Source organism: Sphingopyxis sp. Geo25 (assembly GCF_949769135.1).
In the GTDB taxonomy this organism is placed as follows: Bacteria; Pseudomonadota; Alphaproteobacteria; order Sphingomonadales; family Sphingomonadaceae; genus Sphingopyxis.
This window is the reverse complement of the sequence record NZ_CATKOZ010000001.1, coordinates 910,528-936,940: the sequence shown is the minus strand read 5'-3', so window position 1 is coordinate 936,940 and position 26,413 is coordinate 910,528. Positions and strand designations below refer to the sequence as shown.

Sequence of the window (26,413 nt, the reverse complement as noted above, 5' to 3'; positions counted from 1 at the left end):
GGGAAATGGACAGGATTGTCGCCGAGGCCGCCGCATGGCATGCCGCGAGCGACACTGACGACATGGATTGGGACGGCCTTACGCTATGGCTGGAGGCCGATCCGCGCCATGCCGCAGCCTATGATCAAATAATGCTGACAGGCGCCATCATCGATGACCATCGCGAGACGCTGGCACCGCGCATCGCTGTGCCCGCCAACGATGAAGAAGCCGCGCCGGCGGTCCCTCGCCGCGCAAAATGGCTGGGTTGGGGCGGCGGCGCTGTTGCCGCAGCGTTGGTCGCAACGCTGCTCGTGCCACGCCTCGCCCAACCCGACCCCGCCATCTACGTCACCGGCGCGACAACACGCGCGATCGCGCTTGACGACGGATCGCGCATCGAACTTGCACCGCACAGCCGGCTCGAAGTGGCGGGGCGCCACCAGGATCGCCTCGCCTTGGCCGGCGGGGCGTGGTTCGATATTCGCCACGACCCCGGCCGGAAAATGGCGATCACCGCCGATGGCCTGACGATCAGTGACATCGGCACGCGCTTCGACATTCAGACTGCCGGTGCCGGCGTGCGCGTCGCGGTGGCCGACGGCAAGGTGAAAGTGTCCGGAGCGCGCCTAGCGCGCAGCATCGAATTGTCCGGGGGCCGCAGTTTGCAGGTCGACGGCAGGACGCATATCGCGCAGGTTCGCGCCGTCCCCGGCGAACAGGTCGGGGCTTGGCGCAGTGGCCGGCTCAGTTACGACCGCGCGCCATTGGCGCTGGTCGCGGCCGACCTGTCCCGCTATGCGGGCGTCAAGGTCGTGGTCGCCGACGCTGTCGCCGCCCGGCAGTTTTCGGGGACGTTGGTCATTGGCGATGGACAGGCGGCGCTTCGCGATCTTTCGCGGCTCATGGGCCTTCGGCTTGACCGCCGCGATGACGGCTATCGCCTGGAATTGCCCCCCCGCTGACGCGCGCGAACCAGCGCGGCAGACAATAGACATCCCTGCCGCCACTTTGCCGCGGGCGATCGATCAACTGTCGCGCGAAGCGGGCGTATCGATCGGCATCGAGGGACGGCTTCCCAATTTGCGGACACCCGCCATTCATGGCCAATTGACCGTCGATCAGGCACTCGCGCGCTTGCTGGCGGGCACCGGCTATGTCGCCCGACGGGTCGGCGGCAATGCTTGGCGGATCGAGCGCGTGCCCGTTTCCAATGCCCCGCACCCACCGCCCTACGGTTCCAAGCCTCAAGATTCGAACGATCCAGCAACGATCATCGTCACAGCGACGAAACGAGAGGCCCCGCTCGCCAATCTGCCTTTGGCGGTGTCGGTCTTCATTCCATCCACATCCGACGGGGTCGATCCGGCGTCGGATACCGCGCGCGTCGCATCGGCGGTGGACGGGTTCTCGATGACGGGCCTCGGGCCGGGCCGCAACCGCATGTTCCTGCGCGGTATCGCCGACAGCGCCTTCAACGGCGAAAGCCAGTCGACGGTCGCGATCGTCCTCGACGGATCGCGTCTTACCTATTCCGCGCCGGACCCCGATCTTAGGCTCGTCGACGTCGAGCGGGCCGAGGTGATCAAGGGGCCGCAGGGATCGCTCTACGGGACCGGGGCGCTCGGCGGCACCTATCATATCGTAACCCGGCGCCCCGATCCCGAGAGCTTCACGGCCAGCATGACCGGCGGCGCCACACTCGTGTCCGGCGGCGGAACCGGCCTCTCGGGATCGGCGATCGTCAATCTGCCGCTCGCCCAAGGATCTGCCGCGTTGCGGCTGGTCGGCTACCGCGCCGACGAGCCGGGGTGGATAGAGACCGGTAGGCGTCGCAACGCCAATCGCACCCGCGTCGAAGGAGCCCGCGCGGCGCTTGGCGTCGAACTGGGTGACCGCTGGCGGCTCGACCTGTCGGGAGTTGTCCAGTTTCTTGGGTCGCGCGACAGCCAATATGTCTATGCTCCCGGCGCGCGCTCGCGCGCTGCCCAACGCCCCGAGCCGCATGACAACGACCTGCGCCACATTGCCGCACGCTTGGCTCGCGAAGGCGATGTGACTGTCGAACTGGTCAGCGGCATGACCTGGCACGAGGTCGGCGACCAACTCGATGCAACAATGGGCGCCGGCCAGTTCGGGCTCGCCGATCCGCTCATCCTGAGCGACGACAGGCAATATCGCGTGCTCGATAATGAACTGCGCATCAACAGCGATCGCGGACCGATCCGCTGGCTCGTCGGCCTGTCGTATGTTCGCGCCAGTCAAGACTTCGTCGCATCGCTGGCGTCGGCCAATGCGGCGCTGCTTATCGACGACGATCGGCGCACGACGAGCGATCTTGCGTTGTTCGGCGATGTCGGCTTCGCACTTACACCCAGGTTCAGCCTCGACGTCGGCGGCCGCGCGTTCCACACCCGCGTCTCGGAATCGCGGCTTGTTCCTGTGGGGACCGAATATGAACGCTTCGGGCGAACCGGCTTCACCCCGAGCGTTGCGCTGTCCTGGCATCCGCGGAGCGATCGGCTGATCTACCTGCGCTATGGCTCGGCCGTCCGGCAAGGCGGGTCGGACATCAATCCGGCGGGCGAGTTGCAATTGCTCAAGGGCGACGAGTTGCAAACACTCGAAGCCGGCTGGCGACAGCAACTGGGCAGCGGGCAGCTCGACGCCGGCCTCTGGTATAGCCGCTGGGACCATATCCAGTCCGACCTGCTCGAGAGCGCCGGGCTGATCGAAACCCGCAATGCAGGGCAAGGCCGGGTCGTCGGCGCCGAGGTGAGCCTTTCCGTACCGCTCGGCAGAGGTTGGAAGCTCGAAAGCGGCGCCAATCTCGTCTCGGCTCGCTTGGTCCGCAACAACCTTGGCATCGCGCTCGATGACCGGCGCCTGCCCGTCGTCCCCTCTTATGTCGTTCGCACCGCGATCAGCCGTGACTTCGAAATCGGTGGAGCCGAAGCCTCGCTGGCGCTGCGCCTGCGTTACGTGGGACCTTCAAGGCTCAGTTTCGACCCGTTGGTCGACCGACCGATGGGGAACCTGATCGAGGGCGGGCTGGAGGGACATCTGAAAGTCGCGGGGCTCGATCTGACCGCACGCGTCGAAAACCTGTTCGGCGAGGACGAGGACAGTTTTGCGTTCGGCAATTCGCTCCGTTTCGCGACGATGCGGCAATATACGCCCATGGCGCCCCGGCAATTCAGTATCGCGCTTTCAAAACACTTTTAGCGTGTGATCCCCGCTATTCGCATGCCGATAGAAAACTCGCGCGGTACGCGGCGGGCAAGGGAATATTCCCGCTACGCGCGCAATCGCCTCGAATGCTGATGATCGAGTATCAACTTGCCATCGCATCTAGCCATAAGGCGCCCAGTTCGAGGTCGATCCAGTCTGCAGCGAAAGGGTCGAACCCTGAACCGGGATACAGACAGAACTCGCCAAAATAGGGATGGCCCTCGACTTCATAGAAATCGACGCGAAGAAAGCTCATGCCGCGCGCCAGGGTTTCGGCAGCGGAGAGCATGGCCGACAAGGAGGAGGGCGCTTGAGGGCGATCGATATTGTCGACCAAAGGCCGCCAATTGCGATCATGCAAAATCCAGCGGTGTCGGCCACCGCGATCCAAATGGACCTGCACATGGGTCGCCTGACCCCCGAAAACGTAAATCTTGTAATCGATCGGCAGTGGCAATTTTCCGCCGAGCAACGGTTCGGCAATCAGACCGCACGGTACCCCGCGATAGGCCCATTCGTCGAGCCATAGGCCATATGGCGATCGCTGCCAGCGCTGCGACCGGCGTTGCAGCCGGCGCCATTGCGCCGCGGAGGGCGCTTCGCACAGCACGGCAATTTGATTGCAGCCATGACGCGCCTTGAGGATGGCAGGAACCGCAAAGGGAATCTCGTCGGACAACATCTTCCCCGACCAGAGCGTCGGAACCACCCATTCCGTTCCGAGCGCGGCCCCGGCGAGACGCTTGGACTCGACCTTGTCCATCAGCAGCGTTTGGCCGGGAGACCGATCATATAATTTGCGCATCTGAACCAGTTCGGTGAACCGGATCGGCGCATCGAGATTGAGCAGGCGGCGATGGCGCCAGCCGTAACTGACGGCGACCCGCCAGCGAGAAAGCGCCGAGACGATGTCCCCGATCGCCGAGGACGCCGCCCGTTCGGTCGGCAAGACGGCCAGATCAGTCGACGGCATAGTGGATCGGTTTGAAACTGCCGCCGTTCGAAGCATAGGCCGAACAGGCGGTGAGCCCGACGATGCAATCGATGGATGCGCGAAAGCGGATAAAATCGCCTGCCCGGCTGCGCGGCGCCAGGACCGACACCCTGCCCGTCGAGGGATCGATCGGCACGTTCATGAAGATGTTGAAGGCCACCGGAATGGCATCCGGCTTGATCCCAAAAGGAGCGAGGGCTTCAGCGAGATTCCCCAAACAGCCGCGATGCACCGGCTTGTCGGGATAGAAGTGCCGGAAGGTCGCCTCGCTGCAGGGTGTAAGCAGGAAATCATGCGTACCCACCCGATCTTCCTCGATTTCGAACATGATCCGCGAACGGTTCGACCACAGGCGATGGCCCGCCGTCAGCCGGATCGTTTCTTCATAATCGAAGGTGCGCCCGTTCGACAGATATTCGCCCGTGTCGCCGGATGCATAGGCAACCATGTCCGACACCTGTTCGCCCTCCGGATCCCAGACCGTCAGCGCCTGTCCCGCCGCCATGGTAAAGGCGACGCCGCTTCGCGGAGCGATCTCGAGCTGCCCGGGTTTCAACGGCGCGGATCCCGAAACGGGCAGGTCCAGTCGGCCTCGACCTGCCGCCCGCTATACTGCCTCGCTTCGCTGGTTTCACCGTGCCGGGCGAGCATCGGATTGGCAAAGCCCGCGAGGGCCACATCGCGTTCGACGATGATGTCGCGCATCCTGTCGTAGCTTCCTTTTGTGCGTAGCTGTTCAAATTGGTCGTGGAGATTGAAGACGAGCGCCGGCCGCGAGAACCGGCGCGCTGGGCGAGAAGCGTTGGGGTGCAGCCCGACGACGAAAAAGGCAGCGCCGCCGAAACTCAGCGAAAAATGCGGATCCTCCGGATCGGAGCTGACGGCCTCGTCGTACGGCTGACCGAGCCAGGCATCCTTGTCAGCGAACGACTGCAGCCGCGTCCACATGGCGGCCTCAAAATCCTGCTCGGACAAGTTAGAAGGCCCATCGAATAGAACGACGAGACTGCGCAGGCCCTCTCGCGCGCTTCCGAAATCGCGCGCCCAGTCGAGCAAGGCGCGGTGTATCTCCAGATCGTTCCATGCGCTCGTCATATCTCGCGCGTCGATGATCCGCAGATTACCCCGCGCCACCGCCGATTTGGCGCCGACGCAGGGAAAGCTCGGGTCAGAAACATAGGATAGGAATTCGGCGGCGCCGGGCTTGGACATTGGCTCTCCCTGAGTGGTCCAAATGCTGAACGTTTGCCGCCGAAAATGGTTCAGAGAGGACTTTTGAGGCCAAGGAAATGCTGCCGGCTTGAGGGGCTGGAAATCGTCTTTGACCGCATTGGCGGCCCGATGCGCGGACATAAGCAGGCGCTTACACCTAAGACCCTAAGCAGTTTGCCGATAGCTTAGGCGTGCGCATCATGATCAACACCTTCAACCAATGAAGGAACGCCTCATGTCGATTTCGCCTCCTCCAAATCCCGATGAAGGTTTCGGGAAACCCGTTCGCCCGCGCCGACGCTGGGACCCTGTCGTCAAAGTGACCCACTGGTCGATCGTAACCGCGATCATCGCCAACGCGCTGTTCACCGAGGAAGGTTCGGGCGCGCATATCTGGGTCGGCTATGCACTGGCCGCCATCCTCGCGCTTCGCCTGCTTTGGGGGTTGATAGGACCCGCCGAGGCTCGCTTCTCGGCCTTTCTCCCGAGCCCCCGCCGGGCTCTTGCCCACCTGCGCGATATCAGGGTTGGCAAAAAGGAGGTTCATCGCTCGCACAATCCGCTCGGCGCGCTGATGGTCTTTGCGATCTGGAGCATGCTCGGGGTCATCATCGCCAGCGGCATAGCTATGGCGGGGCCGCCTTCGACGGCTTTTCTCGATCGCGCAGAGCGGTCCGGCGATGTCAGCCGGCAGCTGGTTGTAGAACAGGGCTATCATGACGACGATGATGTGCCCGAAGGCGCAGGCGGCGAGGACAGCGTGTGGGAAGAAGTCCACGAGACGGCCGTCAATCTGCTCTACATTCTGATCGCACTGCATGTCGCTGGGGTGGCCTTCGAGACGCGCCGCAGCGGCCGGGAAATCCTGTTGGCTATGTTGCCCGGCCGCGCGTAAACCGTGGCCATGCAGGAAAGACGAAGATCGCTGGAACGCCGGGCGGTCGCGACCACCTTTCTGGTGGTCCTCCAGTCCGTGGCGGCGATCTTCTTCATCGCCGATGTCGCTGGCGACATCGCCGCTGATGGCTGGAACATGCACCTGCTTGTCGAAACCGGCGCGACCGTTGCGCTTCTCGCCGGGGTCGGCTTCGGCGCTCTCCAGCTGCGCTTGCTGATCCTTCGCGCCCGACTTGACGAGACGGCGGTCGCGGCGGCGCGCGGCGCGATGTCGGACCTTGTCCGGCAGCGGTTTCTCGACTGGCAACTGACTGCTGCCGAGGCCGATGTCGCGCTCTTCGCGCTCAAGGGCTTCGATGCAGCCGAGATTGCGCACCTCCGCGGCGCGGCGGCGGGGACGATCCGGGCGCAACTCGCGCGCATCTACGCCAAGGCCGGAGTGCATTCGCAAGTCGGCCTGATAGCCCTGATGGTCGAAGACCTTGTCGACGGCGACGCGATTAAACCGGCTGAAGCCAAACCGCAGGGGAACAATGGATGAGAAGCCACCGCGAAAGCCATCTCGTGTCGCGCATTGGCTGGCTGCGAGCCGCCGTGCTCGGTGCCAATGACGGCATCGTATCGACCGCAAGCCTCATCATGGGCGTCGCCGCATCGGGGGCCCCGCGCTCCGCGGTGCTTGTCTCGGGGATTGCCGGGCTTGTCGCGGGCGCGATGTCGATGGCCGCCGGAGAATATGTTTCGGTGAGCTCCCAGTCGGACACCGAGCGATCGGACCTCGAACGCGAACGGCTCGAACTGGCGACAGACCCCGATGCGGAGCTTGCCGAACTTGCCGGCATCTATCGAGCACGGGGCGTCGATGCCGATGTCGCGAAAACCGTCGCCATGCAGATGACCGCGTTCGATGCGCTCAGCACCCACGCCCGCGACGAGCTTCACATCACCGACATGACAGCGGCGCGGCCGATCACCGCCGCGTTCACCTCGGCCGGGACCTTCACACTGGGCGCCCTGCTCCCTGTGCTGGCGGCGGCGATGCTCCCACACGACTGGCTTGTGCCCGGCGAGGCCGTTGCATCGCTCCTCTTTCTTGCTCTGCTCGGATGGGTTGGGGCAACGGCGGGCGGATCGAGGCCGTTGAAGCCTGTCGCGCGCGTCGTCTTCTGGGGGGCGCTCGCCATGGCGCTGACGGCAGGTATCGGACGACTGGTCGGAACCGCCGTCTAACCGCGAAGGAACAGGCGCTTGGACATTATCGGGTTCGCGCTGGCGGTGCTGCTGATCGAGTTGACGCCGGGCCCGAACATGGCCTGGCTCGCCGGGCTTGCCGCAACCGAAGGCCGGCGTTGCGGCCTGCCCGCCGTCGCAGGCGTCGCGCTGGGCCTGCTCGCGAACGGCGTTCTGGCAGCCTTGGGGCTGGCGGCATTGCTGCTGGCTGCCCCGCAGCTCTGGAACATCCTGCGCTTCGCCGGCGCGGCAATGATGCTGTGGCTTGCTATCGAAGCATGGCGCGGCACCGGCGATGGATCACGATCCACACGGCCGGTCAGCTCGCCTCGCCGCGCCTTTGCGACCGGCGCCTTGATCAATCTGCTCAACCCGAAGGCTTATATCTTCTTCCTGGTCGTGGCGCCGCAGTTCCTGAACGGCGAGGCGCTCGGCATCCGCAATGCGCTTATCCTGTCGGTTATCAGCGTCGCCATCGCGACATCGATTCACCTGTCGATAGTCATCGCCGGAAGCGCGGCGCATGAATGGCTATCCGATCCGCAGCGCACCAAGATCGTGCGACGCGCGTTCGCGGCAATCATGCTGGCTGTGGCGCTGTCATTTCTTCTGACCGATCTGGGCTAACGGAATTCTTGCGCGGTCGCTCACCATGGCGTGGACTGGCCGAATGCGGTCGGTCGGCATTTGGTTCGGCAATCCGCAATTGCTGCCGTTTGGCCGGGATAGAGTTGCTACGGTCATCGCCCCACGTCGTTGATCGCCCGCAATAGATTGTAATTGCCGGGTCGGTTGAGCCTGCGCTAGAAACAAGCGCGCGCGGGGAGGTTGTGATCGGACAAACGGAAAAAGCGGGGGCACGAGGTCCAGACCGGCCAGTGGGTTATGCCTCATTGTTTGGCACGTTCCAGCTCCGTACGGCCGAAAACCGCGAAATCACGATCACCAACCGCCGTGCCCGCGCGCTGCTGGCTATGCTGTGCCTTGCCGGAAACGAAGCGATCGAACGCGATTTTCTGAGCAAGCTGTTGTGGCCCGGCCGTTTCGAGGCGCATGCCAAAGCGAGCTTGAGGCAATGTCTGCTCGACCTTGGAAAGCTGCTCGCACCGCGCGGGACAGAAATTCTCGATGTCTCGCGAAATAGTGTCGCGCTCCATCCCGGTTCGATCCTCACCGATCTCGATGCGCTGGAGGGCGCTTTGGCGGGTGAAGATTTTGCAAGTGCGATCGCGCAACTGCATGCGATCGGCACGAAACCGATCCTCGATCAGATGGACTTCGGAGGCCCGTTCAACCAATGGCTGGCACGGCGCAGCGGCGATTGCGAGAAACGGCTCCACGCAGCGATCGAGGCGGGGTTGGCTGAGCTGGAACGGACAGGCGACCGGGAGATGTACGCGCGGCTGCGCGATGCCTGGCCGGCGCGAAGCGCCGCGAAGCCGTCGCTCGCAGCCCCCGCGGTGGGCAGCGACCGGACGCGGATCGCAGTGTTGCCCTTTCATCCTGTAGGCGCGGGCGGCGCGCAGGACTATTTTGCCGATGGCATCGTCGAGGAGTTGATCACGGCGCTTGGTCAGGTGCCGCAATTGCTCGTCGCCGGGCGCACGTCGTCGTTCCATTTCCGGGACTCGCCGCTGGCACCGCCCGAAATCGCCAAAACCTTGCGCGTCTCGCACCTCATCGAAGGCTCGGTTCAGCGGCAGGGCGAAAACCTGCGCATCCATATCCACCTGATCGACGGCGCCACGGGCTTCGAGAGCTGGAGCCAGCGCTATGATGGATCGCTCGACGGCATCTTTGCGCTGCAGGCAACGGTGGCGCACGCCGTGACGCATGCGATCGGCGACGCGCTGGGCATCGCGGTGGCGCCGCCGCCAGCGCGCGGCATGACCGGCAGCAAGGAGGCCTATGACCTGTTTCTGCAAGGTCGCGCGCTGAGTGGACGGGTGTTCGGCGAGGGGGTGTTGGGGACCGCGGTGGACCTGCTCGAACAGGCCGTGGCGCTCGATCCCGAATTTGCCGAGGCGTGGATCGCGCTGGCCGAGGCCCATCAACTGATCGCGGTCTATACGCCCTGTCTCGATCGGGCGGCGGAATCGGAACGCATGGCAGACTGCGCGCGCACAGCGATCGCTCTCGCTCCCCAGCTGGGCTACGCCTATTCGCTGCTGGGGGTTCATCAGTGGACCCAAAACGACATCGTCGGCGCGCTCGACCTGGCATTCAAGGCTTATCGGCTTGAACCGACCAATCCGGCGGTGTGCATGCGGCTGGGTTCGTTCCTGCTGTACTGCGGGCGGACCGCCGACGCGATGCAATATATCGAAGCGGCGATCGATCAGGATCCGGTCGATGGCCGGAAATTCAACCTGCGATCGGTCGGACGGTTCAATCAAGGCGACATCGACGGGGCGATCGAGGCGGGTCATCGGATGGTCGATCTGGGCTTTCCGTCGATGTGGCTTGCGGTGGCCACCGCCGCATCGGGCCAGCACGAGCTTGCCGTTGCCCAATATCAGCAGACGCGGGTGTTGCTCAACAAGGTCATCTTCCCGCCAGCGGGGACCGAACCGATGCCCCCCGCCGTGATGGACGCCTATTGGCAAGTCGCGGCGAACGGCGTGTGCAGTGGCCGCGCCGCCGACCGCGCCACCTATTGCGCCTTGCTCGACACGATGCAGTCCCAATTGCACGACCCCGCCGACGCCTCGATTGTCTTGCCCGCGATCTTCATGGGCTATCCCGAACGGCTGTTCGAGGCGGTCAGCCACGCGATCTCGCCTGCGAACACGCTGTGCCTGCTGTCAATCTGGGCCGATGTCGATCCGATCCGCCGGATCTGGCAGCACCCGGAATTCATCCCCTTTGCCCAGCGTATCGGCATGGCCGCCGCGTGGGACAAATATGGCTGGCCCGACCTGTTGCCCGCACCCAGCAATCGTTTTGAAACGCCGTCCCACCTATCGAATTGACGCCCGATTGACGCTTTATTGACGGTCGCGTGATTGACCACTGACGTTACGGAAACACATAGTCCGCGGCGGGCATCGCAGACATTTTGAAGCAAGTTGCGCGGGCCGGGAACACCCCGGTTCTGGCGACGGGAAAGCTGTGTCTGCACCAGGGAGTACGTCATGACGGCGGACCACGGGCACACATCGGCGATCGGGCGCTCCGCGATGGGCAAGGCGTTCTGGCGCATCCTGCCGCTGATCCTGATCGCCTATCTTTTTGCCTATATGGACCGCGTCAACGTCAGCTTCGCAGCGGCGCAGATGAACGAGGATCTGAAGTTCAGCGCGACGATCTACGGGCTCGGCGGCGGTCTGTTCTTCCTGGGCTATGCCTTGTTCGAAATCCCGTCGAATCTGATGCTCGTCCGCTTTGGCGCGCGCAAATGGATCGCGCGGATTATGATCACATGGGGGCTGCTCTCCGCCGCGATGATGTTCGTCGCGACGCCGATGCAATTCTATATGCTCCGCTTTCTGCTCGGCGTAGCCGAGGCGGGATTTTACCCCGGCGTCATCTTCTATTTCGCGAGCTGGTTCCCGCCTTGCCACCGCAGCCGCGCGGTCAGCCGTTTCTTCATTGCCTCGCCGCTTGCATCGGTGGCGATGGGCGGCATGTCGGGGTGGCTGCTGGAACTCGATGGCATGGGCGGACTCCACGGCTGGCAATGGCTGTTCCTCGTGCAGGGTCTGCCGACCATTTTGTTCGGGCTGGTGGTCCTGCGCACGCTGCCCGACGCGCCGGCGACGGTGGCGTGGCTCACGCCGGCCGAAAAGGATTGGATCCACGCCGAGCTGGCGCGCGAACAGGCGCGGATCGGCGCCCCCGTCGGGCACAACGTGCTGGACGCGTTCCGCAATCCGCGCGTCCTGTTGCTCGGCGCGATCGGCTTTTTGTTGATCGGCATCATCACGACGGTTATCCTCAATGCACCGTTGATCCTGCAAGATGCGACGACGCTCGACGCCAAGTCGATCGGCTATCTGGTCGCGCTCGGTGGCCTTATGGGTGCGGCGGCTATCCTGATCCTCGGCAACCATGCCGACCGCCACGGCGACCGTTGGGGCAACGCCTTCTGGTGCGGGATCCTGCTTGCCGGCGCGGTGCTGGTGATGGGTTTGTCGCCGTCACCCCTGCTGGTTTGCATCGCATATCTCGCCTTCGCGACCATATGTTTCACTATCCCGATGCTGACGTCTTCGGGTTGGGCCGAAGCATTGCATGTGCGCGAGCTCGCCGTCGGAGCGGCGGCGATCAACACCATTTCGCAGATCGGGGCCTTCGTCGCCCCCTATGGATGGGGAGCGGCCAGGGATGCGACCGGCAGCTTCGAGCTCGCGCTGGTCTTCTTTTCGTTCATCGCGCTGCTGATGTCGGCGCTGATCCTCCTGCTGCGCCATCGGTTGCGCGGGGGCGCCCTGCGCCCAGGCGCCGTGCCAACCTAGCCATTTTGTGAATGTCCGCCCGAACCCGGGCGGGCAGGTTGAGAGGAAGGGAAGATGATGATGATGAAAATATTCTTCACGGGGGCCGCGATGCTGATCGCCGCCGCGCAGGTCGCGCCAGCGATGGCCCAGGAGTCCAGTTACAAGCCCGGAACAGTTTGGAATGCAGGCCGCATCGATGTTCTGCCGGGCCAGTTCGAAAACTATATGGACTGGCTCGCCACCAGCTGGAAAAAGATTCAGGAGCTGGGCAAGGCTGAAGGCATTGTCGTGGACTATCATGTCCTTGCGACCAACAACGCCCGTGCCGGCGAACCCGATCTGATCCTGATCGTCGAATATAAGGACTATCTGACGACCGCGCAGCAGGAAGCCTTCAACAAAAAGGTCAACGCCATGCTTGCCCAGACCGACCGCACCGCCGGTACCGCCAGCGCGGAGCGCGGCAAGATGCGCGAACAGCTCGGCAGCATCGAGTATCAGGAGCTGATCCTGAAATAGCCGATTGAGGATAATGGCAGGCGGCGCATCGGTTTGCGCGCCGCCTGCCGCCCTCCGCTCCACCCGTATCTGGGGAGGTGGTCATGCCATCGATCGAAGAGGTCGCCCGCGATTTCACGGCAATGCTGCGCGCCGGTCGGTTCGAAGCCGCAGGAGAGCGATATTGGGCGCCCGACGTGACCAGCGTCGAGCCAGCTGCCTTGCCGAGCGGCATTTGCGCGACGGCGTCGGGCATCGACGCGGCGCGGATCAAGTGCCGTGCCCGTTTTGGCAGCTCCCAAATCGACGAAATCGGCATCGACGGCCCGTTCGTCACCGGCGACCAGTTCGCGCTGTTCCTAGACATGGTGATCATCGACCCCGTCAGCAGCGCACGCCAACCCTTCACCGAAATCGCGCTCTACACCGTCCGCGGCGGCCGAATCGCCGCGGAGCGACATTTCTATGCCTGAAGCCGTTTTCGAGCCGCCTTTCAAACACTCCGCCCGCAAAGGATAAGCTCACGGCGACAGCCGCATTGCCATCCACCGGCCAACTGCACGTGCGCTTGGCCATAACTCTAGGGCGGCCGCCTTCAGATGTGCATCAACCGATCATGGCCATAGCGGTCAGACCGCTTTCAGGCATCGAAATTGGATAGCGGACTCTGCTTGAATCAACGAACCGCTGATCTAGCGGCCTACATCGTCGAGAACGGAGCCGTCCTAAGCAGAGGCGTCCCACTGGCTTGAATGCACTGGATGGGACAAACTAGCCTTGAGGTAAGGCGCCTCCGGCAGTGCCAAGATCAATTATGTTGCAACATGTCGATCAAAGCCCTCAGCGCAGCGGAAGGGTGCCGCCGGCTCGGATGGTAAAGGCAGAGGCCTTCCTCTGTCGGGGTCCACTCGTCCAACAGGGAAACAAGTCGGCCGGCCGCGATATCGGCGGCGACGCGCCCATCCGCGATATAGCCGATACCAGCACCAGCAAGCGCGGCGCGTCGCATCAATGCTGGCTCGTCTAGCGTCAGGGGCCCCGATACATCGATCGTGAATCCTCTCGTCCCCTCCTGGAACTCCCAGGCATAGCTGGCGCCATTGGCAAGCTGGATGCGAATGCAACGGTGAGCAAGAAGATCGGCCGGCACGCGCGGCATCTCTCTGCCGGCCAGATAGGCTGGCGAGGCTACGATCCGGAAGCGGACGGGACCCGAAATGGGCACGCAGGTCATCCCCGTCGGCACCGATTCCGCTTGTCGAATGCCCGCATCGAAACCTTGCGCGACGATATCGATCAAACGCTCCTCGGTGACGAGATCAATCGACACAGCAGGATAGCGGTCCAAAAATGGCAGAACCAGCGACGGGAGGATCTGGTGCGCTGCTCCCGATGAACAGTTGATTCGCAGCGTGCCCGCCGGTGTTTCGCGCTCGTCGGTCGCATCTTCGATCGCTGCTCCGATCTCGCGGAGCGCCGGCACCATCCGCGCCACAAATCGTTCGCCGGCTGAGGTTAGCGCGACGCTGCGGGTCGTCCGCGCGAAGAGCCGCACCCCAAGCCGTTCCTCGACGTTCGCCACAGTCCTGCTGAGCGCAGTCGTCGAGAGGCCGAGATCGAGTGCCGCCAGACGGAAACTCCGCTGGCGAGCAACTGCGGCGACTGCCTCCAGCTCCGCTAGACGCCCGGCCCTGATTATCCCACTTCTCGGCATGATATATTGAATATCGCACCCCTTATCGGGATCATAGCCATAATCTATCTTTGGACCTCCCGATCATTTGGAGGTTGTTATGGCCCAAACCTGGCTCATCACCGGCAGCGCACGCGGCCTTGGCCGCGCGCTCGCCGAAGCCGTGCTCGAAGCAGGGGACAATCTCGTCGCCACCGCGCGCGCACCCGAGCAGCTTGCCGACCTTGTCGCGCGTTTCCCGAATAGCGTGCTGGCGACTTCGCTCGATGTCGCCGACGCGGACTCGGCCGGGCATGCCGTAGCGCTGGCCATCGATCGGTTTGGCACCCTCGATATTCTCGTCAACAACGCGGGCTATGGCGACGTCGCGCCGATCGAGGGCACCAGTCTCGATAGTTTTCGTCGGCAGATCGAGACCAATCTGTTCGGTACAATCATCGTGTCCAAGGCGGTCATCCCGCTGTTCCGGCACCAGCGATCGGGCCGCCTCATCCAGATCTCGTCGATCGGGGGACGCGCCGGCGCGATCGGACGCGGAGCTTACTCTGCGGCGAAGTTCGGGGTCGAGGGTTTCTCGGAAGTGCTGGCACAGGAGTTGGAGCCGTTCGGCGTCCATGTCTCGATCGTCGAGCCGGGCGGCTTCCGCACCGACTTCGCCGGAGCCTCGACGAAGATCGAGGACGGCGATCCCGATTATGCCGGAACCGTCGGCGCTATCGCGGCAAGGCAGCGCGCCTACAACGGACATCAGCCAGGCGACCCGGCAAAGGCCGCGAAGGCGATTCTCGCGCTCGCCGCGCTTCCGGCGCCGCCGTTGCGACTGGTGCTGGGTAGTGATGCGTTCGACCGAGCCGAATTGACGGACCGGGCCCGGATGGACGAACTTCAACAGTGGCGTTCGCTCAGCTGCTCGACCGACTTCGAGACAGGATGACCTGGGAAATTGTCCCCGAAACGCTTGCCCAATCAGGAGCACTTGTCATGATCAACGCCGCCCCGCGATCAGCCACGCTCAATCGGCGACGCCTGCTTGGCGTGGCCACCATGGCCGTTGCCGCAAGCCAGTTCGGCCAGTCCGCGAACACCGCTCGTGCCGCGACACTCCTGACGGGTGTCAGCGACTTGGGTCCACTCCGCCAGATCGATGCCGGTTCGCTCTCCGTGGGCTATACGGAATTAGGCCCAGCGGGCGGCACACCCGTGATCCTTCTTCATGGCTGGCCCTACGACATCCACGCCTTCGCCGAGGTCGCGCCGCTGCTCGCCAGCGCAGGACACCGCGTCATCGTCCCCTATTTGCGAGGGTATGGCAGCACGGTCTTCCGTTCGTCCGACGCGGTGCGGAACGGCCAGCAGGCCGCGCTCGCCTTCGATGTGATCGCGTTGATGGACGCGCTAAAAATCCGCCGCGCGATATTGGGCGGCTTCGACTGGGGTGCCCGCACTGCCGATATCGTTGCCGCACTCTGGCCGGACCGATGCTTGGGCCTGATCGCGGTCAGCGGCTATCTGATCGGCAGCCAGCAGGCCAATGCCACGCCATTGCCCCCCAAGGCCGAACTCGCCTGGTGGTATCAGTTCTACTTTGCAACAGAGCGCGGCCGGATTGGCTATGAGACGAACCGCTACGCGTTCAACAAGCTGATCTGGCAGATGGCGTCACCCGAATGGCATTTCGACGATCGCATCTACGAGCGCTCGGCGAAAAGCTTCGACAACCCCGACCATGTCGCAATCGTGATTCACAATTATCGCTGGCGGCTGGGTCTCGTGGAAGGCGAGACGCGATACGATGCAGCCGAAGCAGTGCTTGCAGCGTCTCCACCGATCGCGGTGCCGACGATCACTATGGAAGGTGACGCCAACGGGGCGCCGCACCCCGAACCAGGAGGGTATCGCGCGCGCTTCACTGGCCCCTACGAGCATCGCTTGATCGGCGGCGGCGTCGGTCACAACCTGCCGCAAGAAGCGCCCGCGGCCTTCGCGGGCGCCGTGCTTGCGATCGCGCATATGGCCTAACAGCCGGCGTCGCGGGAATGATCGCTCGGCCACATGGCAGAGCTCAATGAATGACGGCTTTCAGGGCCGCAAGAAGACCGGAAGGACGGCCAAAAAGAGGCGCAAAGCCGCCATCGGAATATGTCGCGAGTGCACGTGAGTTGAGTCAGGCGCGCCAATTCGGCGCTTGTCTCAAGGATGCTTACGATGACTTAGAAAACCCCACCATTCCGATATCTGCGTACGTCCGAGACGGCGCGTTTCCTTAGCCTCTCGCCGCGAACGATGGAAAAGCACCGCCTTTACGGCACCTGGCCGCGGTATCGAAAGCTTGGAGGCAGCGTGGTGTATTCCATTCAGGACCTGCAAGAATGGACGGATCAGGATATCCGTACCAGCTCGTCCAGTCATGGGTCTGACTGATATCTCCTAATCCCCGTGAGCATGGTCACCATGCTCACGGCTTGAGCCTTCGGCCAAGAGGTCGTCCAATATGTCACCGAACCATGTTTCGAGAACGTCAAGAAGCTGAGCGTCGATCGGCATGATGTCCGGAAGGTCGGCAACAACGGTCCACTCCTTGGCATCCCGCCGTCTGCGCGCCGTGCTATAATAGTCGAACAGGTCATATTCCGTCACGACGATGTCGGTCCGCACAGCACGTCCATCAATGATCTGAAATTTCCGCTCCATGGCATCAGGATAGAAAGTGCTACGGCATTGTCGACTGAGGGCTTCGGACCGATGAGAGAGATGAAAAGCATGGGGGCGTAGGGAAGCGACGTCTTCGAAAACGGGTAGTCCTCATTCGGAGTAAAAATCGGACGGTTTGTCGTGTCGTGTCATTTGCGAGGTGCGTGATTCCTCTGACCTGCTGTCTTCGGCAGCGGCTCTGTAGACGCCGTAGCCAACTCTAATAAGGAGCCCTTCCCTGCACATCATGGGAGGATATTGCCGGGGAACGCCGACGGCCTCCAAATCTTTGGTCCGGACAGTTCCACTCCTTCTGGCCAGATCGATTGCACGCTCCCGCAATGATAATCGGGGTTGCGGTTCAGGGGTGCTTGGAGCTCTCCAAACCAACTTTCGCTGGAGTAAACCTATATTTCTGTCGTTTTTCAAGATCTTCCGACCACAGGTACTCGTCACCGTGGTCGGCGGGGAGCCAACTTCTCTGAAATTATCTCGCCTCGTCATCGGTCAGAGGTCGTCCATAGAGTGGCTCCCACAACGCCTTCGCCTCATCGACAAAGGCGGCCGAGAAACTTGACGGACTGACATCCGGAAGCGTGTCTGCGGCGCGAAGCCGCTTGACGCGCTCTCGCTTTCTGCTGGCTGAATAGTTGTGCAATTTCATTAATCCCGTCAGCGTCATGATATTCCGATCCGGTGAACGCGAGCCGCCGCTTCGCCTGCGTCCGGAGCATGCTCCGCCGTCACCTGGAGCAAGAACCCGCGTCGCCGTTCGGCGAAAGATTTGACCACTTCGATCATAGCCATCTATGGTCTCCGCAACCGTCGGCCGGAGACCCGAGCATGAGCAACATCGCGGATTTTCGATCCCAGCTGATCGAGCTCTCGGCGCGCGCAGCCAGAAGGCCCGAGGATTTCGGCGAAGGCGTGCGCCTGCTTTTCTCGTGCGGAAGCCGCAATCTGCCATCGGCGCTCGCCCAGGCCGAAGCCTGCGGCGTGGAAGCTCGGGGCGTTGGCCGGCGCCATATCCTCGTCGAAGTCCAGAACCGCGCGCCGACGGCTGAATGGCTTGCCGGCGAAGGGGCAGCGATAGCGGGATATTTCGAGAGCATCGGGGGCGTCAATCCGCAGATCGGCATCGACCGGGGTCCGGTCGACATCGACGACTAGGCACGCGAACCAGCTTGGGGCGAAAGCCCGCAGGCCCGCATTCCTGCCGGCAGCATGCCCGGCAATGAGGATGGCTGGCCCGGCCGCTTTCCCTTACTGCCCGGTCCAGTTCGGCTTGCGCTTCTCGGCGAAGGCCGCAGCGCCTTCGCGCGCATCGGGCGACTGAAACACCTCCGGCAGAAGCGCGTCCTGCCTTTCCCATCGCTCGCCCTGCGGCCAGCCGCGCGACTCGCTGATGATCTGCTTCGACACGCGTACCGCAGCCGGCCCGTTGTCCGTGATTTCGCGGGCGAGTGCCATAGCCCCCTCGATCGCCGGCCCTTTGCTGATCCGGTTGATTAGCCCCAGCGCCATGGCCCGCTCGACATCGATGAAATTGCCCGTAAGCGCCAACTCCATGGCGACACGATAGGGAATCTGGTCGGGCAGACGCATCAAGCCGCCTGCGCCCGCTGCGAGGCCCCGCTTGGCTTCGGGTATCCCGAACTTCGCCCCGGCACTGGCAACGACGAGATCGCAAGCGATCATCAGTTCGAGCCCGCCGGCAAGCGCATAACCATCGACGGCGGCGATCAGGGGCTTCACGGGCGGCTTCAAGACCAGTCCGCCGAAACCGCGTCCTTTGACCACCGGGCTCTCCCCCCGCAGGAAGCCCTTGAGATCCATGCCCGAACAGAAAGTGCCGCCGGCGCCGGTCAGTATGGCCACGCGCAACGCAGGTTCGGCGTCGAGACGGTCGAGCGCCTCCGCAATGCCTTCGGCCACCGCCTTGTTCATCGCGTTCCGTGCCTCGGGCCGGTTCATCGTGATGACAAGAATCCCGTCTTCAACGCGCGTCGCTAGCTCTTCGCTCATAAATGTTCCTCCTTGATAACCGGGTAAGCTGTCCGCCCGGGCGACCTTCGCGCCGATGTCCCAGATTCAACCGGTGCGCTCGTCCGCCCAGTATCGATCACGGATCAGCCTCTTGTATAATTTCCCGGTATCGAGCCGCGGCAGCGCGGGATCGAAATCGACCGAGCGCGGACATTTGACCGGACTGAGGTTCGAGCGGCAGAAGGCGATCAGTTCCTGCGCGAATTCGGGCGTCGCATCAGCGGGGTCAAATGGCTGCACCACCGCCTTCACCTCCTCGCCGAAATCGGAATTGGGAACACCGATCACCGCGGCATCGGCGACGCGCGGATGCGTGATGAGCAGATTTTCGGTTTCCTGCGGATAGATATTCACGCCGCCCGAAATGATCATGAAGCTCTTCCGGTCGGTCAGGAAGAGGTAACCATCGGCATCGACATGACCGATATCACCCAGCGAACTCCACTCCGGATGCGCGGGATGACGCGCATCGCGCGTCTTTTCGGGATCGTTCAGATACTGGAAATCCCAGCCGCCTTCAAAATAGACGAGGCCATCGACGCCCGGGGCCACCTCCTCGCCCGCTTCATTGCAGATATGAAGCGTTCCCCAGTCGGCGCGTCCGACCGATCCCGGGCGTTCGAGCCATTCCTCAGGCGTGATGAAGGTCGATCCATTGCCCTCCGATCCACCGTAATATTCGTAGATGATCGGCCCGAGCCATTCGATCATCTGCCGCTTGATTCCGATGGGGCAAGGCGCCGCGGCGTGGACGATCTTGCCGAGTGACGAGAGGTCGTAGTGCGACCGGACAGCCTCGGGCAGCGCGAGCAGGCGGACGAACATCGTCGGAACCATCTGCATGAAGGTCACCCGGTAGCGCTCGATCAGGCGGAGCGTCTCTTCGGCGTCGAATTTGTCCATGACCACGAGCGTTGCGCCGAGGCGGTGCGCGACCATGCCATAAGCGAGCGGCGCGGTGTGGTAGAGCGGAGCCGGCGACAGGATTACACTGCCCTCCCCGACACCATAACGTCCCGATATGCGCTCGGCGAGCATGTGCGGCTCGTCGGCAGGACCGCCTGTCAGCGGCAGGCGTATTCCCTTCGGGCGCCCCGTAGTGCCCGACGAATAGACCATGTGAAAGCCGGCCGATTCATCCGCAATGCGATCCGCCGGTTGGGCAGCAAGAGCCTTCTGCCAGGACAGGAGCCCATCAAGTCCGCTACCGAGATCGAAAATGTCGGCCACCCCGGGGACCAGCACGGCGCGATCGCGAACGAGGGTGGCTGCTGCCGGGATATCGGCGTGGGTTACGAGCAGCCGTGCCTGGCTGTCGTTCGCGATATAGGCGGCTTCCTCGGCGGTCAGCTGGCTCGATATCGGGCAGATATAGAGGCCCGCACGCTGGGCTGCCCAGTAGATCTGGAAATATTCGAGACAATTTTTCAGCCAGATAGCGATCGTGTCGCTTGCGGCAATACCGCGTGAACGGAAGAGCTGCGCACCGCGGTTGGCGATGGTTTCCAGTTCGCAATAGCTGACCGAGACACCGCTCGCAGCCATGACGATTGCCGGCCGATCGGGGGCTGTCTGCGCAAATTGCCTCGGATGCATTTCCGTCCCCCTCTCCGTGCACACGCTTTTTGAGTTATATAACTACGTTTACTTTCTTTGTCGATTGACTTATTGATGTCGGGAAAGCGACAGGTGGCCGGATCCGAACGGCGACGGGAAAGGATGGAAGAGGATGGATTTGAGACCGGGATCGCGATGGAAGAGCGCGGTGTGCGACGCGCAACTGGTAGTGGTCCGCCCGCCGAGCAGTGCCGGTGAACTGCAGTGCGGCGGCGTCGCGGTCGTCCCTATCGACGATATGAGGGCACCGACCGGCGCGATCGACCCGCGGTTCGCGGACGGCGTCGCGATCGGAAAACGCTATGTCGATGAAGCAAGCGGACTCGAAGTGCTCGGTGCCAAGGCCGGTGCGGGCTCGCTCGCCTTCAACGGGGTCGCGATGGCGATCAAGGGTGCTAAGCCGCTGCCGGCCTCGGACTGATATCGATGCGGACGCCGCTGCTCCTCGATATTGCCGCCGATGCCTGTCCCGATCGCCCTGCGCTCGGCGGCGGCGAGGAAGGTGATGATTTCGCTTCCTATCGCGCTCGTGCCAGCTGCGTCGCAGCATGGCTCGCAGCGCAAGGAAAGGCGAACACCGCCTTTCTGGGGATGAACGGCACAGCGCTGCCCGTGCTGGTCTTCGCCTGCGGTATGGCCGGGACGCCTTTTATTCCGCTCAATTACCGCCTCGCGGACGACGACCTCAACAAGCTCGTCGCCCGAAGCGCGCCGTCGACCCTGATCGTCGACGACGACATGCTGCCACGCATCGCGCCAACCGACGGCGTCACGCTCATCGCCCGGAGCGATTTCGAGGCCGAGTTCATGGCGGGGGCGCCCCCCGAAAAAATCGACCTGCCGGAAGCCGGGAACGAAATTGCCGTCCTGCTGTTTACCAGCGGTACGACGGGCGACCCGAAGGCCGCGGTGCTGCGTCACGCCAATCTGACATCCTATGTCATGTCGACGGTCGAGTTTCTGGGCGCGGGCGAAGAAGAAGCGGCGCTGATTAGCGTCCCCTCCTATCATATCGCGGGAATCTCGGCGATATTGACCGCGGCCTATGGCGGGCGGCGGATCGTCTATCTGCCCGCGTTCACTGCGGAAGATTGGGTCGCGACCTGCGCCGCGGAAGCGATCACCCATGCGATGGTCGTGCCGACAATGCTCGACCGTATCCTCGACGTCATGGAACGGACCGGCGAGACGCTGCCCGCGCTGCGCGCACTTTCCTATGGCGGCGGCAAGATGCCCGAACCGGTCATCGCGCGCGCGCTGGCGAAGTTGCCGCATGTGTCCTTCGTCAATGCTTATGGCCTTACCGAAACCAGTTCGACGATTGCGCTGCTCGGCGCCGAGGATCATCGCGCCGCCTTCGCCTCGGACGACCCGGCCGTTCGCCGCCGGATCGCGTCGGTCGGCCAGCCGCTTCCGAGCATCGAGCTCGAGATCCGGCGCGAGGACGGCAGCCCGTGCGTGCCCGGCGAGCAGGGCGAGATCCATGTCCGCGGCGAGCAGGTGTCGGGCGAATATCTGCACAAGAAAGCGATCGCCGACGATGGCTGGTTCGCGACCAGCGACGCCGGCTGGCTCGACGAGGGCGGCTACCTGTTCGTCGAGGGACGGCTCGACGATGTCATCGTGCGCGGCGGCGAGAATATCTCGCCGGGCGAAATCGAGGATGTGCTGCGCAGCTTCGACGATATCGCCGATTGCGCCGTACTCGGTATTCCCTGCGTCCAATGGGGCGAAAAGGTGGTGGCGGTTATCGTCTCAAAGTCGGGTCAACCCGATACGGTGGCGATGGCGGCGGCGATACGCGCGAAACTGCGCTCGACCAAGACGCCCGAGCAATGGTTCGTGCGCGACGCACTGCCCTATAACGAGACCGGCAAGCTGCTGCGCCGGGTCCTCAAGGCCGAACTGGCGGAAGAGGTCTGCGCCGGATAGGAAGGCGCGATGACCGGACCCGACCATCTCGATGCCGACCGCTTCTCCGCACCGGGCGGACATCCTCTGTGGCTGGTCGATGCGGCGGCCTGGCGCCGGCCCGTACCCCCGATCCAGGCGGTGGTGATCGGGATCGATCGCGCGGGCGCCCTCCCGGACACCCGCACCGACGATTTCGACCTGCTGTTGACTTCGGCTGCCGACGCCCCCCGGCCATGGGTTTCGCTCGGCGCGCGCGATTTTAATGCCGGCGTCGAGCGATTGGGCGCGGCGGTCTCGGCCAATCCGCTGGCGGCGACAATCGCCGCGCAGGTACTGCGGCTGGCAGAAAAGCTGACGATGGCCGATGCACTAGCGGTGGAATCGCTCGCCTATTCCTCGCTGCTCGGCGGTGGCGAATTTGCGCGTTGGCACGCAGCGGCGACGATCGATGCGGGCGCACCGGTCCCGCCTGCGCCGGTCCTGATCGAACGCACCGGCAACCGTATCACCCTGACGCTCAACGATCCCGCCGATTGCAACGCGATGACGGCGACGATGCGCGACGCACTGTATGAGGCGCTCGCCAATGCCCTCGACGACCCCACCCGACCTGAGCTCATCCTGCGCGGCGCCGGAAAATGCTTCTCGACCGGCGGCGCGCTGCCCGAATTCGGTACCGCGCGCGATCTGGCAGAGGCCCATGCCGTACGGACGCTGCACAGTTGCGCCCGCGCGCTCGACACGCTCGGCGCCCGCGCAACCGTCCGGCTGCACGGCGCCTGCGTCGGCTCGGGGGTCGAGGTCGCTGCTGCCGCGCATCGGCGGATCGCGACATCAGATGCATGGTTTCAGCTGCCTGAGCTTTCGATGGGGCTGATCCCGGGTGCGGGTGGCACAGCGACGGTCACGCGCGCGATCGGACGGCACCGGACGCTGTGGATGCTGCTGTCGGGCAAGCGCGTCGGCGCGGCGCAGGCGCATAATTGGGGACTGGTGCATGCGGTCGAGGGCGGCGCATGACTGCGCTGCTCGATGCCGTGGCGGCGGCTGGCGAGCGGCTGGTCGCCGCATCGGGCGGGCGCATCGCCTTCGACCCGCGCCGCGCGCTGTCACGGCACGATGACCTGACGCTCGCCGCGCCGGGCGAGTGGTCGCCGAACCGCCATTGCCGGATGGTGAAGTGCAGCGAGGGCTGGATGGCGGTGTCGCTGGCCCGCGCGGAGGACCACGAACTGGTGCCGGCGTGGACGGGCGGGGGACTCGACGACGAACCGTGGCAGGCGATCCTGGCCGCGGCCGGGGGGCGTACGGCGGACGCGATGGTGACGGCGGCGGCGGAGCTGCATATGCCGGTGGCACGGGTCGGCGAAGCCTCGCCGCTGGTGCCATCCGAGCTCCGGAACTGCGAGGCGAAGGACGGGATCGTACTCGACCTGTCGGCACTTTGGGCGGGTCCCTATTGCGGGGCGCTGCTCGCAGCGGCGGGGCATGCGGTGGTCAAGGTCGAGAGCGACGGGCGGCCCGACCCGACACGGCTGCATACGCCGCAGCTCGATGCGCGCCTGAATGGGGACAAGCGTCGCGTGTCGGCCGAAATCGACGGCGCCGAACTGCGCTCGATGATCGGCGAGGCGCGGGTGCTGATCACGTCGGCGCGGCCGCATGCGCTGGCGCGGCTGGGGCTCGATGAAGAGCGTCTGTTCCGCATCAATCCCGACCTGTTGTGGATCGCAATCACCGCGCATGGCTGGCGCGGCGAGGCGGCGATGCGGGTGGGGTTCGGCGACGATTGCGCTGCGGCGGGCGGGCTGGTGCGCTGGACCGAGGAGCGACCGCAGTTCGTCGGCGATGCCCTCGCCGATCCGCTGACGGGATTGACCGCAGCGACGCTGGCGCTCGAGGCGCTGGCGGGGCAGCAAGGCGGGGTGATCGACGTTTCGCTTGCAAGGACGGCGGCGACTTTCGCAAAAGCGGTGGCGTGAGCGACAGTTTCGACCTGATCATCCGCAATGCACGCGGCGCCGACGGCGCCCCGCTCGCGGCGGGGGTGCGCGATGGGCGCATCGCCGCCATGGGCCCGGCGGTAGCCGGGCATGGCCCCGAATATGATGCGCGCGGGCTGACGCTCGGCGGCGGGTTGCACGATCACCATCTGCATTTGCTGGCGACCGCGGCACGGATGGAGTCGGTAGATTTGACCGATTGCCGCAGCGTCGATGCGGTGATCGCCCGGCTGCGTGCGGGTGCCGGCGCGCCGGGGACTTGGGTGCGCGCGATCGGCTATGACGAGCGGGTGGCCGGGTTGCCCGACCGCGCAACGCTCGACCACTGGCTGGCTGACCGGCCGCTGCGGGTGCAGGATCGCACAGGCGGCTATTGGCTGCTCAACAGCGCGGGGGTGGCGCTGCTCGGCGAAGCCCCCTTTCCCGCATGTGTCGAGCTTGGGGCGGACGAACGGCCCAATGGGCGGATCTGGCGCGGCGATGCGTGGCTGCGCGACCGGATCGGCGCAGCGCCGCCTTCGCTGGCGGCGCTGGGAGAAAAGTTCGCCAAATGGGGTGTGACCGGCGTGACCGATGCCGGGGCTTCGAACGGCGCGGCCGAGGCGGCACTGCTGTCGGGGGCGATGCCACAGCGGCTGGTGATGATGGGAACCGAGGCTTTGCCCGTGGGCGACGGCTATGCTCTTGGGCCCGTGAAGCTGCTGCTCGACGAAAATGATCTGCCGCCGGTCGAGGCGGTGGCGGCGCGGATTGTGGCGGCGCGGGCGCTGGCGCGGAATGTCGCGGCGCATTGCGTGACGCTGGGTGAACTGGTCTTCTATCTGGCGGCGCTGGAGGTTGCAGGCGGCGCGAAACCCGGCGACCGGATCGAGCATGGCGGGGTGATAGCGGCTAGCCTGATCCGCGACATCGCAGCGGCGGGTCTGACGGTGGTGACGCAGCCCAACTTTATCCATGATCGCGGGGATCGCTATCGGGCCCAGATGGACGGCGATATGCTGGGCGACCTCTATCGGCTCGGCTCGCTGGCGCGTGGCGGGGTGCGGGTGCTCGGGGGGTCGGACGCACCTTATGGCGATGCGAGCCCCTGGGTGGCCCTGCGCGCGGCGACCGATCGGCGGACGCGGGGCGGTGATGTGATCGGGGGCGGCGAAGCGGTCGGCCGGGCGGAAGCGCTGGCGCTATATCAGTGGCCGCTCGCGGTCGGGGCGCCGGCGGACCTGATGCTGTACGCTTGGCCCGACGATAGCGACGCGCTTGGCACCGTGGCGCTGACGCTGATCGGCGGCGAGATCGTCTGGCAGACCTAGTCGCGGACCAGCAGCATCGCACCCGCGAGCGGGCCGCCCGACGTCGAGGTAGCGCAAATTTGTGGGCCGCCCTTCACCTGCCGCGCCCCCGCGCGTCCCCATAATTGCGTACAGGCTTCGTACACCGCGCCATAGGCGTGAAGGCGGCCACCCGACAGCGCGCCGCCGCCGGTATTGACGGGGAGGTCGCCATCGAGCGCTATCCGCCTTCGATGAAATCCTTGGCGCCGTAGCGCTCGCAAAAGCCGAAATTTTCAAGCCAATTGATCGTGTGGAAGCTGAAGCCATCGTAGAGCTGCGCGATGTCGACGTCGGCGGGTTTGAGGTCGGTGCGGCCCCACATCATCTCCGCAACCTTCGGCTGCGCTTGCGTGTCGAGTTCGCCCAGCTGTGTCCAGCTGTTGCGGTAACGCATCGACGAGCCGATCGCCTCGATCCGGATCGGCGGGTTCCTTAGGCACCGCGCGACGTCCATCCGCGACACTATGATCGCAGCGGCGCCGTCGATCGGCACGTCGCAATCGTACAAGCGCAGCGGCGTCGCGATGATCGGCGAAGCGAGATAATCGTCGAGGCTGATCGGCGTCTTGTAGATTGCCTTGGGATTGAGCGCGGCATTGCGACGCTGGTTGACCGCGATCTGCCCGACCTGCTCGGGA

General features: G+C 64.2%; 26 protein-coding genes and 1 pseudogene. 18 read left to right on the top strand and 9 right to left on the bottom strand.

Annotated elements, in window-relative coordinates:
- The first annotated feature begins 5 nt into the window (after positions 1–5).
- Together QOL68_RS04740 and QOL68_RS04735 are read left to right on the top strand one after the other, a co-directional pair.
- The gene (locus tag QOL68_RS04740) at positions 6–944 is read left to right on the top strand and encodes a FecR family protein (protein WP_282947406.1); all 939 of its coding nucleotides are present in this window, start codon (positions 6–8) and stop codon (positions 942–944) included.
- A 46-nt stretch (positions 945–990) separates the two neighbouring features.
- Positions 991–3,204, top strand: coding sequence for a TonB-dependent receptor (locus QOL68_RS04735; RefSeq protein WP_282947404.1), 2,214 nt, complete (start codon positions 991–993; stop codon positions 3,202–3,204).
- 109 nt (positions 3,205–3,313) lie between these two features.
- On the opposite strand, the gene QOL68_RS04730 is transcribed toward QOL68_RS04735, so the two are convergent.
- From QOL68_RS04730 to gntA, 3 genes are read right to left on the bottom strand one after another with little or no spacing between them, the layout of a single operon-like run.
- Complete coding sequence (locus tag QOL68_RS04730; RefSeq protein ID WP_282947402.1) at positions 3,314–4,219, bottom strand: ATP-grasp fold amidoligase family protein; 906 nt, start codon at positions 4,217–4,219, stop codon at positions 3,314–3,316.
- On the bottom strand, positions 4,170–4,760 hold the full coding sequence (locus tag QOL68_RS04725) for a DUF1989 domain-containing protein (protein WP_282947400.1): 591 nt from the start codon (positions 4,758–4,760) through the stop codon (positions 4,170–4,172). Before QOL68_RS04725 ends, QOL68_RS04730 begins: the two co-directional genes overlap by 50 nt.
- On the bottom strand, positions 4,757–5,416 hold the full coding sequence (gene gntA, locus QOL68_RS04720) for a guanitoxin biosynthesis heme-dependent pre-guanitoxin N-hydroxylase GntA (protein WP_282948265.1): 660 nt from the start codon (positions 5,414–5,416) through the stop codon (positions 4,757–4,759). The genes QOL68_RS04725 and gntA overlap by 4 nt, the downstream gene beginning before the upstream one ends.
- A gap of 220 nt (positions 5,417–5,636) precedes the next feature.
- Between gntA and QOL68_RS04715 the strand changes: the two genes are divergently transcribed.
- The 8 genes from QOL68_RS04715 to QOL68_RS04680 all read left to right on the top strand — a co-directional run bounded on the left by QOL68_RS04715 (position 5,637) and on the right by QOL68_RS04680 (position 12,953).
- Positions 5,637–6,311, top strand: coding sequence for a cytochrome b/b6 domain-containing protein (locus QOL68_RS04715; RefSeq protein ID WP_283404278.1), 675 nt, complete (start codon positions 5,637–5,639; stop codon positions 6,309–6,311).
- A 63-nt stretch (positions 6,312–6,374) separates the two neighbouring features.
- Positions 6,375–6,854 (top strand): helix-turn-helix transcriptional regulator, encoded by a 480-nt coding sequence (locus QOL68_RS04710; RefSeq protein ID WP_197410213.1) that lies wholly within the window; start codon positions 6,375–6,377, stop codon positions 6,852–6,854.
- Complete coding sequence (locus QOL68_RS04705; protein ID WP_058454216.1) at positions 6,851–7,543, top strand: VIT1/CCC1 transporter family protein; 693 nt, start codon at positions 6,851–6,853, stop codon at positions 7,541–7,543. The genes QOL68_RS04710 and QOL68_RS04705 overlap by 4 nt, the downstream gene beginning before the upstream one ends.
- Before the next feature lie 45 nt (positions 7,544–7,588).
- Positions 7,589–8,170, top strand: coding sequence for a LysE family translocator (locus QOL68_RS04700; RefSeq protein ID WP_282947392.1), 582 nt, complete (start codon positions 7,589–7,591; stop codon positions 8,168–8,170).
- Between the two features lie 266 nt (positions 8,171–8,436).
- Positions 8,437–10,515, top strand: a complete 2,079-nt coding sequence (locus QOL68_RS04695) for a hypothetical protein (protein WP_283404277.1) — start codon at positions 8,437–8,439, stop codon at positions 10,513–10,515.
- 162 nt (positions 10,516–10,677) lie between these two features.
- Positions 10,678–12,000 carry an MFS transporter gene (locus QOL68_RS04690; protein WP_204994363.1) on the top strand — a complete coding sequence of 441 codons (1,323 nt, stop codon included), beginning with the start codon at positions 10,678–10,680 and terminating at the stop codon, positions 11,998–12,000.
- 90 nt (positions 12,001–12,090) lie between these two features.
- Entirely contained in the window at positions 12,091–12,501 is a 411-nt protein-coding gene (locus tag QOL68_RS04685) for a hypothetical protein (protein WP_204994362.1), read from the top strand.
- 83 nt (positions 12,502–12,584) lie between these two features.
- Positions 12,585–12,953, top strand: a complete 369-nt coding sequence (locus QOL68_RS04680; RefSeq protein WP_204994361.1) for a nuclear transport factor 2 family protein — start codon at positions 12,585–12,587, stop codon at positions 12,951–12,953.
- Between the two features lie 335 nt (positions 12,954–13,288).
- Here QOL68_RS04680 and QOL68_RS04675 read toward each other — a convergent pair whose 3' ends face one another.
- Entirely contained in the window at positions 13,289–14,194 is a 906-nt protein-coding gene (locus QOL68_RS04675) for a LysR family transcriptional regulator (protein ID WP_282947385.1), read from the bottom strand.
- Positions 14,195–14,273: 79 nt separating this feature from the next.
- Here QOL68_RS04675 and QOL68_RS04670 point away from each other — a divergent pair, with 79 nt between their 5' ends.
- Positions 14,274–15,107, top strand: a complete 834-nt coding sequence (locus QOL68_RS04670; RefSeq protein WP_282947383.1) for an oxidoreductase — start codon at positions 14,274–14,276, stop codon at positions 15,105–15,107.
- 47 nt (positions 15,108–15,154) lie between these two features.
- Positions 15,155–16,192, top strand: coding sequence for an alpha/beta fold hydrolase (locus tag QOL68_RS04665; RefSeq protein ID WP_282947381.1), 1,038 nt, complete (start codon positions 15,155–15,157; stop codon positions 16,190–16,192).
- Positions 16,193–16,600: 408 nt separating this feature from the next.
- Here QOL68_RS04665 and QOL68_RS04655 read toward each other — a convergent pair whose 3' ends face one another.
- Both QOL68_RS04655 and QOL68_RS18940 read right to left on the bottom strand, forming a co-directional pair.
- Complete coding sequence (locus QOL68_RS04655; protein WP_204994454.1) at positions 16,601–16,864, bottom strand: hypothetical protein; 264 nt, start codon at positions 16,862–16,864, stop codon at positions 16,601–16,603.
- Positions 16,865–16,975: 111 nt separating this feature from the next.
- A complete protein-coding gene (locus QOL68_RS18940; protein WP_282947379.1) occupies positions 16,976–17,368 on the bottom strand; it encodes a type IV toxin-antitoxin system AbiEi family antitoxin domain-containing protein in 393 nt (130 codons plus the stop codon).
- A gap of 339 nt (positions 17,369–17,707) precedes the next feature.
- Between QOL68_RS18940 and QOL68_RS04645 the strand changes: the two genes are divergently transcribed.
- A complete protein-coding gene (locus QOL68_RS04645; RefSeq protein ID WP_282947377.1) occupies positions 17,708–18,034 on the top strand; it encodes a hypothetical protein in 327 nt (108 codons plus the stop codon).
- 93 nt (positions 18,035–18,127) lie between these two features.
- Here QOL68_RS04645 and QOL68_RS04640 read toward each other — a convergent pair whose 3' ends face one another.
- Positions 18,128–18,889 (bottom strand): crotonase/enoyl-CoA hydratase family protein, encoded by a 762-nt coding sequence (locus QOL68_RS04640; protein WP_282947374.1) that lies wholly within the window; start codon positions 18,887–18,889, stop codon positions 18,128–18,130.
- A gap of 66 nt (positions 18,890–18,955) precedes the next feature.
- Complete coding sequence (locus QOL68_RS04635) at positions 18,956–20,506, bottom strand: acyl-CoA synthetase (RefSeq protein WP_282947373.1); 1,551 nt, start codon at positions 20,504–20,506, stop codon at positions 18,956–18,958.
- Between the two features lie 133 nt (positions 20,507–20,639).
- Between QOL68_RS04635 and QOL68_RS04630 the strand changes: the two genes are divergently transcribed.
- Genes QOL68_RS04630 through QOL68_RS04610 form a run of 5 tightly spaced genes read left to right on the top strand, consistent with a single transcriptional unit; the run spans position 20,640 to position 25,754 of the window.
- Positions 20,640–20,948, top strand: coding sequence for a hypothetical protein (locus QOL68_RS04630; RefSeq protein WP_058453997.1), 309 nt, complete (start codon positions 20,640–20,642; stop codon positions 20,946–20,948).
- Between the two features lie 5 nt (positions 20,949–20,953).
- Positions 20,954–22,459, top strand: coding sequence for a class I adenylate-forming enzyme family protein (locus tag QOL68_RS04625; protein ID WP_282947370.1), 1,506 nt, complete (start codon positions 20,954–20,956; stop codon positions 22,457–22,459).
- Positions 22,460–22,468: 9 nt separating this feature from the next.
- Positions 22,469–23,461, top strand: a complete 993-nt coding sequence (locus QOL68_RS04620) for an enoyl-CoA hydratase/isomerase family protein (protein WP_282947368.1) — start codon at positions 22,469–22,471, stop codon at positions 23,459–23,461.
- Positions 23,458–24,423, top strand: a complete 966-nt coding sequence (locus QOL68_RS04615) for a CoA transferase (RefSeq protein ID WP_282947366.1) — start codon at positions 23,458–23,460, stop codon at positions 24,421–24,423. Before QOL68_RS04620 ends, QOL68_RS04615 begins: the two co-directional genes overlap by 4 nt.
- Positions 24,420–25,754, top strand: coding sequence for an amidohydrolase family protein (locus tag QOL68_RS04610; protein ID WP_282947364.1), 1,335 nt, complete (start codon positions 24,420–24,422; stop codon positions 25,752–25,754). The genes QOL68_RS04615 and QOL68_RS04610 overlap by 4 nt, the downstream gene beginning before the upstream one ends.
- On the opposite strand, the pseudogene QOL68_RS04605 reads toward QOL68_RS04610, so the two are convergent.
- Positions 25,751–26,097: pseudogene (locus QOL68_RS04605) on the bottom strand (thiolase C-terminal domain-containing protein). The gene QOL68_RS04610 and the pseudogene QOL68_RS04605 overlap by 4 nt on opposite strands.
- Positions 26,098–26,413: the final 316 nt, after the last annotated feature.

Excerpts from the sequence above, each read along its gene's own strand:
- QOL68_RS04740 (WP_282947406.1), top strand. The coding sequence starts at position 6 with ATGGACAGGATTGTCGCCGAGGCCGCCGCATGGCATGCCGCGAGCGAC.
- QOL68_RS04730 (WP_282947402.1), bottom strand. The coding sequence starts at position 4,219 with ATGCTTCGAACGGCGGCAGTTTCAAACCGATCCACTATGCCGTCGACT.
- gntA (WP_282948265.1), bottom strand. The coding sequence starts at position 5,416 with ATGTCCAAGCCCGGCGCCGCCGAATTCCTATCCTATGTTTCTGACCCG.
- QOL68_RS04715 (WP_283404278.1), top strand. The coding sequence starts at position 5,637 with ATGAAGGAACGCCTCATGTCGATTTCGCCTCCTCCAAATCCCGATGAA.
- QOL68_RS04705 (WP_058454216.1), top strand. The coding sequence starts at position 6,851 with ATGAGAAGCCACCGCGAAAGCCATCTCGTGTCGCGCATTGGCTGGCTG.
- QOL68_RS04690 (WP_204994363.1), top strand. The coding sequence starts at position 10,678 with ATGACGGCGGACCACGGGCACACATCGGCGATCGGGCGCTCCGCGATG.
- QOL68_RS04685 (WP_204994362.1), top strand. The coding sequence starts at position 12,091 with ATGCTGATCGCCGCCGCGCAGGTCGCGCCAGCGATGGCCCAGGAGTCC.
- QOL68_RS04680 (WP_204994361.1), top strand. The coding sequence starts at position 12,585 with ATGCCATCGATCGAAGAGGTCGCCCGCGATTTCACGGCAATGCTGCGC.
- QOL68_RS04675 (WP_282947385.1), bottom strand. The coding sequence starts at position 14,194 with ATGCCGAGAAGTGGGATAATCAGGGCCGGGCGTCTAGCGGAGCTGGAG.
- QOL68_RS04670 (WP_282947383.1), top strand. The coding sequence starts at position 14,274 with ATGGCCCAAACCTGGCTCATCACCGGCAGCGCACGCGGCCTTGGCCGC.
- QOL68_RS04665 (WP_282947381.1), top strand. The coding sequence starts at position 15,155 with ATGATCAACGCCGCCCCGCGATCAGCCACGCTCAATCGGCGACGCCTG.
- QOL68_RS04655 (WP_204994454.1), bottom strand. The coding sequence starts at position 16,864 with ATGGAGCGGAAATTTCAGATCATTGATGGACGTGCTGTGCGGACCGAC.
- QOL68_RS18940 (WP_282947379.1), bottom strand. The coding sequence starts at position 17,368 with ATGACGAGGCGAGATAATTTCAGAGAAGTTGGCTCCCCGCCGACCACG.
- QOL68_RS04645 (WP_282947377.1), top strand. The coding sequence starts at position 17,708 with ATGAGCAACATCGCGGATTTTCGATCCCAGCTGATCGAGCTCTCGGCG.
- QOL68_RS04640 (WP_282947374.1), bottom strand. The coding sequence starts at position 18,889 with ATGAGCGAAGAGCTAGCGACGCGCGTTGAAGACGGGATTCTTGTCATC.
- QOL68_RS04635 (WP_282947373.1), bottom strand. The coding sequence starts at position 20,506 with ATGCATCCGAGGCAATTTGCGCAGACAGCCCCCGATCGGCCGGCAATC.
- QOL68_RS04630 (WP_058453997.1), top strand. The coding sequence starts at position 20,640 with ATGGATTTGAGACCGGGATCGCGATGGAAGAGCGCGGTGTGCGACGCG.
- QOL68_RS04625 (WP_282947370.1), top strand. The coding sequence starts at position 20,954 with ATGCGGACGCCGCTGCTCCTCGATATTGCCGCCGATGCCTGTCCCGAT.
- QOL68_RS04620 (WP_282947368.1), top strand. The coding sequence starts at position 22,469 with ATGACCGGACCCGACCATCTCGATGCCGACCGCTTCTCCGCACCGGGC.
- QOL68_RS04615 (WP_282947366.1), top strand. The coding sequence starts at position 23,458 with ATGACTGCGCTGCTCGATGCCGTGGCGGCGGCTGGCGAGCGGCTGGTC.